At 27.7% G+C, this 15,991-nt stretch carries 12 protein-coding genes; 11 read left to right on the forward strand and 1 reads right to left on the reverse strand.

From position 1 onward, the window contains the following. The first annotated feature begins 13 nt into the window (after window positions 1-13). The 11 genes from nagA (at window position 14) to cuyB (ending at window position 15,004) form a co-directional block, all read left to right on the forward strand. The gene (gene nagA, locus ACZ5RS_RS02015) at window positions 14-1,210 is read left to right on the forward strand and encodes an N-acetylglucosamine-6-phosphate deacetylase (RefSeq protein ID WP_464637206.1); all 1,197 of its coding nucleotides are present in this window, start codon (window positions 14-16) and stop codon (window positions 1,208-1,210) included. A 5-nt stretch (window positions 1,211-1,215) separates the two neighbouring features. Beyond that, window positions 1,216-1,950, forward strand: a complete 735-nt coding sequence (locus tag ACZ5RS_RS02020; protein ID WP_464637207.1) for a glucosamine-6-phosphate deaminase — start codon at window positions 1,216-1,218, stop codon at window positions 1,948-1,950. A 143-nt stretch (window positions 1,951-2,093) separates the two neighbouring features. After that, window positions 2,094-3,011: a ketopantoate reductase family protein gene (locus ACZ5RS_RS02025; protein WP_464637208.1), complete on the forward strand. Its 918-nt coding sequence runs from the start codon at window positions 2,094-2,096 to the stop codon at window positions 3,009-3,011. 103 nt (window positions 3,012-3,114) lie between these two features. Beyond that, window positions 3,115-3,603, forward strand: coding sequence for an HD domain-containing protein (locus ACZ5RS_RS02030; protein ID WP_464637209.1), 489 nt, complete (start codon window positions 3,115-3,117; stop codon window positions 3,601-3,603). A gap of 92 nt (window positions 3,604-3,695) precedes the next feature. Further along, window positions 3,696-4,244 (forward strand): TetR/AcrR family transcriptional regulator, encoded by a 549-nt coding sequence (locus tag ACZ5RS_RS02035; RefSeq protein ID WP_464637210.1) that lies wholly within the window; start codon window positions 3,696-3,698, stop codon window positions 4,242-4,244. Window position 4,245: 1 nt separating this feature from the next. Then, a complete protein-coding gene (locus ACZ5RS_RS02040; protein ID WP_464637211.1) occupies window positions 4,246-5,154 on the forward strand; it encodes an alpha/beta hydrolase in 909 nt (302 codons plus the stop codon). Window positions 5,155-5,342: 188 nt separating this feature from the next. Further along, window positions 5,343-6,440 carry an efflux RND transporter periplasmic adaptor subunit gene (locus ACZ5RS_RS02045; RefSeq protein ID WP_464637212.1) on the forward strand — a complete coding sequence of 366 codons (1,098 nt, stop codon included), beginning with the start codon at window positions 5,343-5,345 and terminating at the stop codon, window positions 6,438-6,440. Between the two features lie 9 nt (window positions 6,441-6,449). Beyond that, a complete protein-coding gene (locus ACZ5RS_RS02050; protein ID WP_464637213.1) occupies window positions 6,450-9,737 on the forward strand; it encodes an efflux RND transporter permease subunit in 3,288 nt (1,095 codons plus the stop codon). A 4-nt stretch (window positions 9,738-9,741) separates the two neighbouring features. Beyond that, the gene (locus tag ACZ5RS_RS02055) at window positions 9,742-12,798 is read left to right on the forward strand and encodes a hypothetical protein (RefSeq protein WP_464637214.1); all 3,057 of its coding nucleotides are present in this window, start codon (window positions 9,742-9,744) and stop codon (window positions 12,796-12,798) included. A 15-nt stretch (window positions 12,799-12,813) separates the two neighbouring features. After that, complete coding sequence (locus ACZ5RS_RS02060) at window positions 12,814-14,202, forward strand: TolC family protein (protein WP_464637215.1); 1,389 nt, start codon at window positions 12,814-12,816, stop codon at window positions 14,200-14,202. Between the two features lie 103 nt (window positions 14,203-14,305). Next, entirely contained in the window at window positions 14,306-15,004 is a 699-nt protein-coding gene (gene cuyB / locus ACZ5RS_RS02065; RefSeq protein ID WP_464637216.1) for a cysteate racemase, read from the forward strand. On the opposite strand, the gene ACZ5RS_RS02070 is transcribed toward cuyB, so the two are convergent. Then, complete coding sequence (locus ACZ5RS_RS02070) at window positions 15,001-15,951, reverse strand: alpha/beta hydrolase (protein ID WP_464637217.1); 951 nt, start codon at window positions 15,949-15,951, stop codon at window positions 15,001-15,003. The two genes, cuyB and ACZ5RS_RS02070, sit on opposite strands and share 4 nt — an antisense overlap. Between the last annotated feature and the right edge of the window lie 40 nt (window positions 15,952-15,991).

Here is a 15,991-nt window from a genome sequence, read left to right on the forward strand (position 1 = left end):
TAAGAGGTTCAAAATGATAAGACTTTTTTTTAGGGCAAAAATCATTTCTTCAGGTGAAATTTTAACAAAAAATTCCTTATTAATTGATGATTCAAAAATCATTTTTATTGGAACAAAAGAAGAATGTTTAAACTATATAAAAGATAAAAAACTTAACTATGAAGAGGTTGATTGTAAGAACAATTACCTATCTTCTGGCTTTATAGATTTACACTGCCACGGTGGTGGTGGTTATGATTTTATGGATGGAGACGATATTAGTATAATTAAAGCTGCACAACTGCATTTAAAACATGGGACAACTTCAATTTACCCTACTTCAATGACAAGCGATAATTCATCATTATTCACATTTTTTGACAATTATAGAAAAGCTATTAATACAAATGAAATCATCCCTAATTTTTTAGGATTGCATCTAGAAGGGCCTTTTTTTTCTCCTAAACAATGTGGAGCTCAAGACCCCAATATTATGCAATTACCTACATTAGATAACGTAAAAACAATTTGGGAAAAAGGTAAGGATATAATTAAAAGATGGAGCATAGCTCCTGAATTAGAAGGCGGTTATTTAAGTGGAGACTTTTTAGCTTCTAAAAACATTCATTTATCAATGGGCCATAGTGATGCAACATACTCTCAAGTTAAAGAAGCTATCAAGCATGGATATTCTCATGTAACACATTTATATTCTGGAATGTCCACAATTACAAGAAAAGGTGGTTTTAGAGTATTAGGTCTAGTTGAATCAGCCTATCTATTTGATCAATTAAGTGTTGAATTAATTGCAGATGGGAAACACCTCCCACCAGAATTATTACAATTAATTATAAAAACAAAAGACAATAGTAAAATTTGTCTAATAACTGACAGTATGAGAGGAGCTGGTGAAGCTGAAGGTCCATCTATATTAGGAAATAAAAAAGATGGCTTAAAAGTCTTTATAGAAGACGGAATAGCAAAAACAATGGATAAAACTTGTTTTGCAGGTAGTGTAGCTACAACTGATAGATTAGTTAGAACTATGGTACAACAAGCTAATTTACCAATTGAAAAAGCAGTGCAAATGATGAGTGAAAATCCAGCAAAATTTATGAAAATAGATAAATCAAAAGGTAATATAAAAATAGGTTTAGATGCCGATTTAATTATCTTTGATGAAAATATTAATATCCAAAAAATATACATATTAGGTAAAGAGGTAAAATAAGAGTTATGAACATCTCAGTTAGCGAAAGTTCTAAAGAACTAGGTGAAAAAGCCGCAATTGTTATTGCTGATAAAATTAACAAAGCAATTGAAAAACAAGGTTATGCAAGAATTGTATTATCAACTGGTGCATCTCAATTTGATACTATTGAAGCATTAATCAAACAAGATGTAGATTGGAGCAAAGTAACAATGTTCCATTTAGATGAATATGTTGATTTAAATGAATCACACATTGCTTCCTTTAGAAAATATTTAAAAGAAAGATTCGTTTCAAAGGTTAATTTAGAAGCAGCATATTTTGTTAATGGAGAAGGAAACATTGAAGAAAACATCAAAGAATTAACAGTTAAATTAAGAGAAAAACCTGTAGATGTTGGTGTAATTGGTATTGGCGAAAATGGTCATATTGCATTCAATGATCCACCAGCAGATTTTGATACAGATTTAGCTTATAAAGTTGTTGATTTAGATGACAAATGCAAAAAACAACAAGTTGGGGAGGGTTGGTTTGAAACTGTAAATGATGTTCCAAAACAAGCTATTACAATGTGTGTAAAGCAAATCCTATCCTGTAAAGCTATTGTTACTTGTGTACCTCATGCTGTAAAAGCTCAAGCAATAAAAGCTACTCTACAAAATCCTGTTACAAATACTGTTCCTGCAACAATATTAAAAACACATAAAGACTGGAATTTATTTATTGATAAAAACTCAGCAAAAGATGCTTTTGCTCTCTAAAAATCATAAAATAAAAATTAAAAAAATTATACACATCCTCTAAAGCTAAAAGTTAATAACAAGTTTTGCTTTAGAGGTTTTATTTTATAGAATATAAATCAATGCTATAATTAATTTATATTAATACAAATAAGGAGATTATTATGAAAATTGCAATTATAGGAGCTGGTTCAATGGGATCAATTTATGCAGGAAAATTATCCAAAGCAAATGAGGTCTCCCTTATTGGCCGTCATCAAGATATTGTTGATTTAATAAACTCTAAAGGATTAAAAATTGATGAAGATGGATTAACAAATACATACTATCCAAAAGCATATGTTGACTCTACTACTATTGGTCAAGTTGAATTAATAATTCTATTTGTAAAATCCACTGATTCAAAAGAAGCTTTAGAACAAAATAAAAACCTTATTGATAAAAACACCTATATTTTAACTCTTCAAAATGGTGGAGGACATCAAGATTTAATTAAGAATTATGTAAGTGAAGATAAAATAATAATAGGAACCACAGAAGATGGTGGTAAAAGAGTTGCTACAGCCCATATTGCTAGAAATGGAATAGGAAAAACAAATATTGGATTTTATAATTCTAAAGAGATAGACAAACTAAATGCTATAAAAGAAGCCTTTGATTTAGGGGGATTTAAAACATATATTTATGAAAATATAAACCAATTAATCTGGAATAAAATCTTTATAAACACTTCCTTAAGTGCAACAACAGCCTTACTAAAATGTGAAAGTGGATATCTTGGTGAATCAAAAAATGCATTATACCTTGTCAAAGAACTTCTAAAAGAAGCTGTTTTAGTAGCACAAAATCTAGGACTTAATGCTGATTATAATAAGGAAATTGAAAGAGTATTAAATGTAATAGAAAATTCTAAAGATGGTATTACTTCTATTTGTGCTGATATTAGAAATAGTAGAAAAACAGAAGTCGATACTATAAGCGGCTATGTAATAAAAACAGCTAAAAAAATAAATATTGATACTCCTATCCATAATTTTGTTGTAAACCAAATACATGCTTTAGAAAACTATAAAATTAAATAAAAAATTAATTTCTAAATAAACTTAATAACCTTTTTTGGTTTTAATTGTTGCATTTTATATTGTTATTAATGATAATATTATAACAAGCAAGGAGTAAAATTAAATGAGCATTAAACAAGTTCGAGATAAAATGATTGAATTTTACAAAGGAGATCCAAGGAGAATCAATCATTTAATTAAAGTTCAAGCATTTGCAACATTAATTGCGGAAAAAGAGAATGTTGATGAAGATACAAAAACTTTAATTTCTATTCTAGGATATGTTCATGACATTGGAATAAAATTTGCTGAAGAAAAATATGCAAATACCAATGGAAAATTACAAGAAAAACTAGGTAAAGAGCCTTCTAAAAATTTAGTACTCGATTGTGGTTTCTCAAAAGCAATTGCTGATAGAGTTAGCTATGTAGTATCTCATCATCACACATACGATAATATCAACGGATTAGATTATCAAATTCTTGTAGAAGCAGATATTATTGTAAATATTTATGAAGATAATTTATCTAAAGAAATTCTACCCTCGGTAAAAAACAATATCTTTAAGACACAAAGTGGTAAAGATTTGTTAGATTTAATCTTTCTAGAATAATCAAATAAAAAAATAAAACTTGCGAATATAGGGGTTATATAATAAAATGGAAACTGTAATACCACTTTTGAGTTTCCATAAGGATTTGTACAATGAAAGATTTGATAATCAATGAAACCATAAACCTATTCAATATTTCTGGTTATAAATTTTCTATGGAGACTCTATCTAAAAACCTTAAAATAAGCAAAAAAACTCTCTACAAATATTTCTCATCAAAAGAAGCCTTAATTACCTATATAATTGATGAAAGTTTTAATGAAGTTCATATAAAACAACATGAAATCTATAAATCAGATTTAGATATTGATTCAAAATTAAGATTAATATTAACAACTAATTTTACTAGAGAAGATAAAATAAAAATGGATAAAGCAAAAGATATTGAAAACTATTATCCCCATCTAGCTAAAAAAATTAATCAAAGATATAGAGAAGAATGGGACTTAGTAGAGAAACTCTTAATTGAGGGGAAAAAACAAGGTCTTTATGAGTATTGGAGTCTCCCCTATACTATAAATTTAATGAAAGAAGCCATGTCCTTAGTTATGAAATACATTGATGAAGATATTACCTATACAAAGGCTATGAAAATATCCATGAACAATATAGTTAACTCAATAAAAAAAGGAAGCAATTAATATGATTTTATTAATTATTATATCAATAATCATCATAATTTTATTATTAGCACAATTAACAATAACTATTGCAACAAATAAAGTATGTAAACCCAAAGCAAGAAGTTGGGAAGAAACAAAAGAAATTGAAAACCAATATGAACAATGGAATGATTATGATAATTTAGAGAAATCAGATTTAGATTTTACTCTTGATGATAATTATCTTATTCATGGCACTTTTATTAAAGCTCCAAAAGAATCTAACAAATATATAATTTTTACTCATGGATTTAGATATTCAAGATTAGGTGGAGTTAAATACATCGATATCTTTAGAGAAAACAATTACAACATATACTTATATGATTTAAGAAATCATGGAATGAATAAACATAATGGCATTATCGAAATGGGTGAAAGAGAATATAAAGATTTAGCTCAAATAATAGATAAAGTATATGAAAAATTTGGTAATGATATAATTCTAGGTCTTCATGGGGAATCTCTAGGAGCTTTTACCTCTATGTATGTAACAACAATAAGAGAAGACAAAATAAATTTTGTAATTGAAGATTGTGGCTACTCATATACCAGAGATGAATTAGTCTATCAAATGAAGCAACAAATGAAATTACCAAGATCATTTTACAATCTTGTAGAAAACCATGCTAAAAATAAATATAACCAACATTGGGGAGATATGGATTTAAGACCAATATTAAAAAAATGTGAAATACCAATGCTATTTATACACGGAAAAGCCGATTTATTTACTCCTCCAAAAATGGCTCAAGAGTTATTTGATGCACATAAAGGTTTTAAGATGCTTTGTTTAATTGATGGTGCAAAACATGCTCAAAGCGTTGTAACTGATTACAAAAAATATAAAGAAACTGTAAACAAATTCTTAACCCATCTTGGATACTAGAAATCCTTTTTTATATAAAAATATTATTTAATTGAGTTGTTTTTATTATTTTTTTTACCCAAATAACTAAATCTGTCCAAAAATTAAATATTTTTTTACCCAGATGTGTATAATTGTCCAAAAAAAATACTTGCTAATTACTTTTTTTATTAATAATTTTTCCTTGAATCAAACATTGAGGTAGAATTATGGGGACAAAAAACAATAAGAAAAAAAGTAAAGTTTTTAAGATAATACTTAGGTATTTAATTTTATTTATCCTTTTAGGCTCATTAGTTTATTTTGTAAATTATCAAATTTCAAATAAAGAAGAAATAGTATATATTGCTCCAAAGCCAACAGTTAAAATTGAAAAACCACACATTGATACGATTGAAAAACAAGTTACTTTCCCAACTTATATTGAAGCAAACGATACAATAGCCGTCATACCTTTTGTTCAAGGTACAATAAAAAGTTATAATATAAAAGTTGGAGAATATATTGAAAAAGATCAAATAATCGCACAAATTGATCCTATACCTTTTGAACAACAAGTTTTACAAGCTCAGGCAGCTTTTGATGCTTATGAAAAAACCTTTGAAAGAGTCGAAGCTTTATACAAAAAAAATGCAACAAGTGCTCAAAATTATGATGAGATAAAAGCGAAATATAATGCAGCAAAAGCTCAATTAGAACTGGCTAAAGTTCAATTAGGCTATGCAAGTGTTAAGGCCCCAGTAAGTGGTACAATTCTTCTTGCCCCTCAATCAGTAGGTAATGTCGCAGCGGCTCCTAATCCATTAGCCGTAATAGCAAATCTTGATTCTCAAATAGTTAATATTCAAGTTCCTGAAAAATATTATGACATTTTTATTAAAAATAAGGATATGTTGACAATAAACCTAAGTAGACCTCAATCAGAAGCTACTGCTAAAGCAAAATTATTATCCATAGATCCATATATCCAACCAGAATCAAAAGTATTCATAGTTAAAGCAAAATTAATTGGAGACTTAACATACTTTAGACCAGGTATGTATACTCTTGCTACAATTACTTACGATAAAATTGATAATGTATATGTATTAAGTCAAGAAGCTAAGAAGCTTGATGGATCCTTGTACTATTATGATGAAAGTGATAAAAAAGCACATTTCTTAGATAGTAAATTTATATCATCAGATCAAGAAAATAATGAAATATTTAGAGTACCTGATAAATTCTCAAATTATAATTTTATTGTTGAAGGTCAAAACACAGTATTTGATTCACAACAGGTAAATGTAATATCTAAAGACAATTAGGAGTTCTCTATGAAAATATCACATTTCTCTGTTAAACATCCAACAATAATTGCAATGGTATTAGTAGCACTATTAGTTTTTGCTTCATATTCATTTTCAGAAATGCCTTTAGAATTTTTAAGCAATATTAATCAACCTTCAGCTACAATTGTAACAATCTATCCTGGAGCTAGTGCAACTGATGTTGAATCAGATATTACAAAAATACTTGAAGACGATTTTGTAACTTTACCTAACTACAAATCCATGGATAGTGAATCACACAACTCTTATTCTATGATTACAGTCAACTTTAATGATGGAATTGACCCATATGATCAACTTCCTGAGATTAGATATAGAGTTTCTCAATTACTTGATGATCTTCCTGATAATATTCAAGGAGAACCTAGTGTATTCGTTGGTGGAGCAAACATGCTTCCTGTTATCACTTTTACAGTACAAGGTGGAGAAGATATAGCTCAATTAACAAATTACTGTGAAGATGAATTGAAACCATTAATTAACCACATTCCTGGGGTTTCCACTGTTAATGTTTTAAATAAAAAAGAACTTCAAGTAAATGTAAAATTAAGACTTGATGATTTAGCTGCAAAAGGTATTAGTGTAGCAACAGTATATAAAGCATTACAAGCTGGAAACATTAAATTACCTGTTGGAGATGGAGAATATCAAGGAAGAACAATTGATATTAGATATGAAGGGGATTATAAAACTCTATCAGATATAAAATCTTTACCTGTTGGAATGTACAATAATGTAATAATCAGAGTAAAAGATGTTGCAGATGTTTCTTTTGAATATCCAGAAAATGAATATTATGTTGATAGTACAAATGGTTCTTTATTAGTTGTACAAATTACAAAAAGATCAGAAGGAAATGTTGTTGATATATCAAATCAATTAAAAAAGATTTTAGCATCAGAATCAGCAAGAAAAGGTAATGCTATTAATTTTGATATTATATCCGATGATAGTAAAACTACAAAAGTTGCAATTCATACTGTATTAAATTCAGGTATATCAGGCTTAATTATGGCCGTATTAGTTATACTCTTATTCCTAGGAGATTTAAGAGCAACTTTAATTATCGCACTCTCAATTCCTATATCAATTTTATTAACTCTAATTGAAATGAGAATAAGTGGCATGAGTATGAACGTATTGGCTATTGCTGGATTAGTAGTCGCACTTGGTATGATAGTTGATGGTTCAATTGTTATGTTAGAGCAAGTTTATCGGTACTATAAACAGCGAAATAGGAGTAGAGAAGAAAATATCCTATTAGCAGCTGATGAAGTTGGTCCTTCAATTTTTGGATCAGTTATGACTACTATTGTTGTATATATTCCAATACTTATGCTTAATGGATTAATTGGACAATTATTACATGATATCTCTCTTGTATTAATATTTGCCCTATCCTCTTCTTTCTTAGTTGCAGTAGGCATTGTCACATTCTTTATGAATAAGATACTAAAACCAGTATCAAAAATTCCTAGAAAAAGATTATTCGATAAGATAATGAATGGTATTGAAGCGGCATATAGAAAAGGCTTAAATTGGTGTATAAACACTCATAGATTTATAATATTAATATCCATTTTAGTATTTGCTTTCTCACTATATATAGTAACTGCTTTAGGATTTACTTTCTTACCTTCTGTAGATACAGGTGAATTCGATATTTATATGGAATTTCCACAAGGTTATAGTTTAGAAAAAACTAGAGACAAAACACTTGAAGCAATGGATTTAGTATCGGCATCAGTGCCAGAAGCAAAATCAATAGTTATTTATACTGGAGATAAAGGAGATTTTTCTGGACAACACCCCGCAAATTTCTCTCATATAAATGTAGTATTAAAGGATTTAGATCAAAGAGATAGAAAAGTACAAAAGATTATTCTTGAAACACAAAAATTATTATCATCTAAGATTATAGATTGTACAACAACTGTAACAAATGGTGGTATTGATAAGCTTATCGGATATGTTTCTGATGGTGGTGGTTACGGCTTAACTCTAGTAAGTGAAGATTTGGATTTATTATATAGTGAAGCAAAGAGAATTGAAGAAGAAATTAAAAAAGATCCAAGTGTAGTATCCACATCTCTTAACACCAATTTTGATAGCTCAACATTGATAATCGATATGAGTCATGATTTCTTAAATAGTGTTGGAGTAAACAGCTATGAAGCTGGAATTACTTCTATAATTCTATTTAGTGGTCTTGATGCTGGAATTTATCACTCTGATAATGGAGAACAATATACAATAAATCTTGAAAGTAATATGAAAGATGAGCCAATAACTCCAGACTCAATTGCAAAAATGCATATTATATCTTCTGCTGGTAAAGAAATTAGTTTTGCTTCCCTCTCTGATATTGAAATACAAAAAGCGGTATCACAGGTCAACCATAATGATAGAGCTAAAGAAATTACCATAAATGCAAAATTGGTAAGTGAAGATACAGCGCCTATTACATTCCATATAAATGATTATCTTAAAGCTCATCCCTTAGCTGATGGTGTAACTAGCCAAGCAGGTGGGATTATGGAATTAATTGAAGAATCCTTAAAACCAATAATAACTGCATTATTAATTGCAATATTTTTAGTATTTACAGTAATGGTATTCCAATTTGAAAACTTTAGACAACCAATTATTGTTATGGCTACAGTTCCTTTCTGTATCATTGGAGTTGTTTTAGGGCTATTATCTTTTGGCTCTACCATGAGCATAGTAAGTGTATTAGGGGTATTATCATTAGCTGGTATTGTAGTTAATAACGGTATTATTCTTATAGATTATTTCAATCAAAAAAGAGCCCTAAAAAAAGATAATGAAGAAAACTTAAGAAAAATTGTATTACAAGGTTCTGCTTCAAGACTTAGACCAATTTTAATGACAACTTTATCAACCATGTTTGGTGTATTGCCTATGGCTGTAGCAAAAGGAATTGGTAGTGAATTATATGCTCCACTAGGACAATCAATTGCAGGTGGATTAATTACATCAACTTTAATTTCTTTATTTATAATCCCAACAATTTACTATGTAGTAGAACTAAGAGTAATAAAGAAAAAAGTAAATAATGGTGTTTTATTAGAAGATGGAACAAAAGTCACTGTTTCAATTGAAGATCAATTAAAACAAGTAGATAAAGAAACTTTAGTTTCTCGTCAAAAACTAAGAGAACTATTAAAAGCTTCTAGAAACCAATCAAAATTAATAAATAATGTTTCAAAAAAAATTAATGAAAATCACTCAGAAAAAAAGGATGAGGAATAACGATATGAAAAACAAAAAATCCAAAATTTTATTTTTAGTTATTAGCATTTTTACAATTATATTCAATATAGGTTGTAGTAGTGCATTTACAGCAACTATAAGTGGTAATGTAAAAACTGAACCAAGAAATAATAGTAGTTCTGACGAGCAAACAGCCTTAGCCGCTGCTGATGTATATGTATTTTTTAATGAAGATGAATGGAATGCATATAAAACAAAATGGGAAAATTTTTCAACTATAACTCAAAAAAGTATTACAACCACAATTGATATGCCAAAAGCAAGTAAAACAATAAGAGAAACTACTACTAATGCTAATGGTGGATTCTCAATAAAAACAATGTGGATTACAACTTCTCCATTATTTGGAAAAGATGGAGATGAAAAAACTTTCCATGTTGCAGTCTATCATAAAGATTATGGAATGTTCTTTGATGATACAACTTACTCTGTTTTCTCCGATTCTTCACAAAACATATCCTTCATTTGCCAGTATGATGAAAAACAAAAAGCAAAATATACAATTGAATTAAACACCTTAGATTACTCAAATAATAATGAAAAAATCTCTATAAGTGATGTTGATCCAAAAGTTGTTATAAAATATAAATTAGAGACATTAAGTGGCGAAATATCAGATGTTGGAGAAATAACTCAAGTTTATGAAACTCTTCCTGAAAATGATACTACAGGCTATTCAAATAACTATTCTTTTATTTGTGATAAATATTATTATGATAGTGTAGAAAGTAAATACACCAATGATAAAGTTTATCCAGTTGGAACAATATACTTCTATGATAAAGGAGCTGATGGCGAGAAAAACTTTAGAATGTGTGATGATTTTGGTAATGATTTATCTTCATCAGGTACTAGTTTTAACATTACTACTAATAGCAATATTCTCTCAAAAGATATTTATGTTGATAGATTAAATAGAGATTATAGAATTAGTTTTGATATTGATTATCCAGACAATGATCAAAATGATTATTCAGGCAATCCCCCTACTACACAAAGTTTCTCTCCAAAAGTTACATTAAAGGTATACTTTGATGGTTATGATTCAACTAGCAACTCAATTTCAACACAAAATTCAACAATTGAAACATCTGAATTATATAAGACTTTTAATTACAATGTTGATGAAGTACCAGAAGATGGATATTACACCTTTAATATAAATAGAATGTTCGATTCAGCAGGAAATGAAGTTTTTCCAAAGGTTACATATCTTTTAGAAGATGATGCTAATGATATTGAATACTTACAAACAGATATTTCTGGTAATCTAATCAACACTGATAATACTTTAAGTAAAACTTTAACAGCCTATTCAAAGGATAATTATTCAACTACCTGCGATACTTACGTTGATAAAGTAAAATTGACATATACTGTACAATTTAACTTAGAGAATTTTGAAGATGGTTCTACAATTAATTTAGCAACTGATGAAACAGATAACTCAGAAGCATTCGATGCAAATGTAAAATTAATTATCCTCCCTTATGTAGAAGGAGATGATTTATCAGCACTAGATTTTACTTCATCACAGGCAGTAGTAAAAACTCCAGATGAAAGAATTAACAACAATACCTTCTCTTTTGATTGGGATAAATATAATAGTAATGGTAAAATCCAATACCCAGCTATAAAATATTATATTTATGATGAAGTTGATCCTCAATATTGCCAAGTTGAAAGTGATAACAATATAGACTTTACTCATATTAAAGATTTAACTATTGCTAAATCAAATGTTGAACCAATAATTTATAAGAAAAGAGTATTAAATAAAAGTATTGATGTTGATGTTGAAAAGTTAAATGAAGATTATTCTTTAAATTTCACATTAAATGATATTGAAGATAATAACAAAGAAATTAGCTTTACTGAATTTAGTCCAAAAGTAAAACTAAATATCTATAAAACTAGTATTAATGCAGCTAACCTAATAGATACTCAATATATACAACAAACTAAAACAGATGGAATTTATACCTTTAATTGGGATAAATATGGAAAAGATATTGATTTAGTTGATTTACCTTTAAACGTAAATTCAAACAAAATCTATCCAATAGTAAAATATTATTTATTTAATACAGATGAAGATTCCTATCAAATGCTTGAGGATAATAATACAACTACACCAACAGTTGTTAGTGATATAGACTCAGCACCTAATACCTCATTATTTAAAGAATATGAGACTTCAAAAGATATTGATGTATATATTAGAAGTAAAAAAATCACATACAATTTGACTTTAAAATTAATTAATATAGCAACAAATAATGAAGTATCCTTATCAACTATTAATCCAATAGTAAGAATCTCCTACAATGATGGAATAGAGGATGTTATAGATACTTATAACAATATCCCAAGAGATAATGTATATACTGTTGAAATAACTAGGGATTCTTCAGTAAGTAATCCTACAACAAATCTTTCTATTGATTTGGAAGATAAGAGAAATGAAGTTAGATATCGTTTATGTAGTAATGATCCAACCAATAGTAATCCTGATTTAAGATATACTGTTGGAACAAGTGAAACAAATAGATATGAACAAGAATTTACTTTAAATAAAGCAAATGACAATGAATTAAAAATGTATGTTAAAGATTATCAATACCCAAGTTCAATAAATATTGAAGGTCGTTTCATTGAAAATGATAATACGTTAGATAATGGTCATACAGTTTGGTTGTTACCTGAAATTAATAATGCTTTCTCAAGTGAGGATTTGATTCAATTAGCATCTCCAACACATTCAAATTATAAGAATAGTACAGACACCTATGATCCTTCAAATATCGAAAATGGATATTTCTCAACTACTTATAACCAAAACAGAATTGCTACATTTGATCAATATTCAAATAGTTCAAAATATTTAGAACAACAATTCAAAGTAATCGTAAACAAGGTACAAAATGAGACAAACCCAAGTGTAGATACAACCGATTATATGAGTGTAATAACTACAAACAACAATTCAAATAATTCTGTATATGTATATGTTGATAATTCAACAACTTATACAGAATAAACCAAGGTAAAATAAATGAATATTAAAAAAATATCTAAGATATCATTATTATTATTTATAACAACCATTACCCCTTTATTTGCTTTAACTCATCAAGAGTTAGCAAATAAAGTATATATAAATAACCCAAGCTTAATAAATAGTAAAAAAGATGTAGATTTAGCCAAATTAGATTTAAAAGATGCAAAAGCAAATTATCAACCAACAGTTGATTTTTTAACTACTGCAACTTACATGGTAAATCCACCTCTTGGAAAAATTGTGGTTAATCCAGAAGATTATATTACCGGGGAAACTGGGACTTCAGGAACTCTAGCTAATTTAGGACTTGATGGACCAATAACAGTATATAAAGGGATGGAAGATACTTTATATAATTTTGACATTAAAATAACACAACCTTTATATACTTGGAATAAAATTAATACATCTGTTAACCTATATGATAAAGTAGTTTCTATAAAAGATATTCAAGCTAAAACTTTATTTAAAAAATTATCTAGCGAATTAGAAGCAAGAGAAGCCGCAATCTATTATCTTATTCAAATGAAAAATAATTTATCAGAACAAAAAGAAATAGCTGAGGAGTTGATTAGTATTGTTAATGATGCTTATGAAAATGAAATTCTTGTTGAACAAGATTTATTAGAAGCTCAAATTAAAGCAAAAAAAATCGATGTTGGATTACAACAAATTGATAAAGAAGAAAAGACTCAATTATCTCAAATTATTAAATTGACCAATGATCGTTCAATTGAAATTGATGATATAGAATATCAATTCGATGAAAAAAAGATTAATCATTTTTTAACCGAAGATGATAAAGTCCTATTGAATAGAGCAACATCCCTTTCAAATGATAATATACAAATCTTATCAATTTTAGATGATGTAAAACAAGATGAATTATCCATTGCAAAAAACAGTATCTATTATAAACCTGATTTCGCACTTCAAGTTGAAGCAAGTTATAGTGGATCAAGAGTACCTTTAATTGAAAAAGGTTATTACACTCAAGATCAAAGCGGATTAAATTTCACCTTAGCAATAAAAACTAATTTATGGGATGGTGGTAAAAAAATTAACGATATTGCTAGAAAAAAAATCAATGAAGAAGAAGCACAATATAATATTGATGATGCAAAAAATCAGATAATTCAAACTTTTAATGAAAATCTTTATACAATGAAACTTGCAACAAGCAATATTGAATATGAAGAATTAAACTCTAAAATTATAAATAGCAAGATAAATAATTTGCAACAAGAATTTGAACAAGGCTATGGAGATAAAGCTTCTATCTTACAAGAACAACTTGAAAAAAAAGCTAGTGAGTTAGAAATACTAAAACAAAAAACACTGAGAGTACAATCATATTTTACTATTATGTATTTACTAAATTAAGATAAAAAAGCTATAACGTTAATGCTAGCAATCAAAGTTGCTAGCATTATTTTATTAGTTAATGATATAATCTTTTAAGTCATTATAAATACAGAGGTAAAAAATGAAAAAAACAGCTGGAATAATTGGAGGAATGGGTCCTCAAGCAACCGTTGATTTATTTCAAAAAATTGTATCAAATACTGTTTCAGATTCTGATAACAATCATATTCATATAATTATAGATAATAATACCGATATACCAGATAGAACTAAATCTATTTTAGAAAAAAGTGATTTACCTTTAAAATATTTGAGTGAATCGGCTAAAAAATTAGAATCAATTGGAGCTGATTTTCTAGCAATGCCTTGCAATACAGCACACTTCTTTTATGATGCATTAAAAGAAACTGTTAATATACCAATCATAAATATGATTGAAGAAACTGCAAAATATTTACAAAGCAGAAATGAAAAAAGATTATTATTACTTGCTACCACTGGAACAATAAAAACTAATATTTATCAACAAATATTTTCAAATTTTGATTTAGAAATTATAGTGCCAGAAGAGACTTTCCAAGAAGAAATTATGTCTGCAATATATGATTCAGTAAAGAAAGGGCTCCCTTATAAAAATGCAGAAAAATTTAAAACACTTTTATCAAAAGAACTTAATAAAAATATCGATAATGTCATTTTAGGTTGTACTGAATTACCCATCCTTTTTGAAGAAAACGAACTACATGATAAAGTTGTAGATCCAACTTTAATTTTAGCAAAAGCTATAATAAAAAAAGCTGGATATGAAATTAAAAACTAAATTTGTTTTTTAAAATAATTATCCTTAGCATAATTTAACTCATGCTTAATAAATTCCTTAGCTTCTAAAGATTTAGGAGCTACAGGATTTACATGTTCAAACCCATGATAAACATTCTCAAAAACTTTAATTGTATTTTTAATATTTGCGTTATCTAAATCTTTAAAATATTTTACTGTCTCATCATAAAAAGGATCTAAAGTACCAATATATGTACTTGCTGGTGGTAAATTAGAAAAATCCTTGCATCTACTAGGAGATGCATAAATTGGAACTTCTTTTATATCTTTTAAATACAAACCCCAAGCAAATTTATTTTGAGCCTCATTCCAGATTGGTGCATCATTATCTTTCATTGAATTCGTATCCATATCACTATCAAGCATTGGACAAATTGGAAATTGATATGCAATTGAAACTTTTTTCAAATCTCTTGCTAATAAAGCTAAACTAACAGCTAAATTACCACCTGCACTTTTACCCATCACAAAGATTTGATCAGATCTAAAACCTAATTTTTCACAATTTTCTTTCATCCATAATAAAGTTGCATAACTATCGTTAATTGCTGCTGGGTAAGGATGATCAAGAGATCTTCTATAATCTGGAGCTACAACAACACAATCAATTGAATTTAATATATGTTTAATTTCACTATGACTATTTTCTGGGTAATTTAATATAAAACCACCACCATGCAAATATATTATTCCAGGAGAATTATTATCATGATCTAATCTTTTATAAATTCTAAGCCTAATATCATTATTCTCTTCATCCTTAATAAAGACTTGTTTAGAATAATATTTCTTTAAAGGTTTATTTATTAATCGTGAATTTAATCTATTTATTTGTTGATATCTTTTAATATTTGGGTTCAAAATAATTTTCGAAATTTTAAACCCAAATCTATAATCTTTATCAATCATTTCTTTTTCTATTTTCATAATTCACAATTTATCATAGAAATGATTAAAATTAAATTTA

The sequence above is a fragment of the Pleomorphochaeta caudata genome, from assembly GCF_055395745.1.

Coding starts and splice junctions, on each gene's coding strand:
- ACZ5RS_RS02070 (WP_464637217.1), bottom strand. CDS start 15,951: ATGAAAATAGAAAAAGAAATGATTGATAAAGATTATAGATTTGGGTTT.
- ACZ5RS_RS02055 (WP_464637214.1), top strand. CDS start 9,742: ATGAAAAACAAAAAATCCAAAATTTTATTTTTAGTTATTAGCATTTTT.
- ACZ5RS_RS02040 (WP_464637211.1), top strand. CDS start 4,246: ATGATTTTATTAATTATTATATCAATAATCATCATAATTTTATTATTA.
- nagA (WP_464637206.1), top strand. CDS start 14: ATGATAAGACTTTTTTTTAGGGCAAAAATCATTTCTTCAGGTGAAATT.
- ACZ5RS_RS02050 (WP_464637213.1), top strand. CDS start 6,450: ATGAAAATATCACATTTCTCTGTTAAACATCCAACAATAATTGCAATG.
- ACZ5RS_RS02060 (WP_464637215.1), top strand. CDS start 12,814: ATGAATATTAAAAAAATATCTAAGATATCATTATTATTATTTATAACA.
- ACZ5RS_RS02030 (WP_464637209.1), top strand. CDS start 3,115: ATGAGCATTAAACAAGTTCGAGATAAAATGATTGAATTTTACAAAGGA.
- ACZ5RS_RS02035 (WP_464637210.1), top strand. CDS start 3,696: ATGAAAGATTTGATAATCAATGAAACCATAAACCTATTCAATATTTCT.
- cuyB (WP_464637216.1), top strand. CDS start 14,306: ATGAAAAAAACAGCTGGAATAATTGGAGGAATGGGTCCTCAAGCAACC.
- ACZ5RS_RS02045 (WP_464637212.1), top strand. CDS start 5,343: ATGGGGACAAAAAACAATAAGAAAAAAAGTAAAGTTTTTAAGATAATA.
- ACZ5RS_RS02020 (WP_464637207.1), top strand. CDS start 1,216: ATGAACATCTCAGTTAGCGAAAGTTCTAAAGAACTAGGTGAAAAAGCC.
- ACZ5RS_RS02025 (WP_464637208.1), top strand. CDS start 2,094: ATGAAAATTGCAATTATAGGAGCTGGTTCAATGGGATCAATTTATGCA.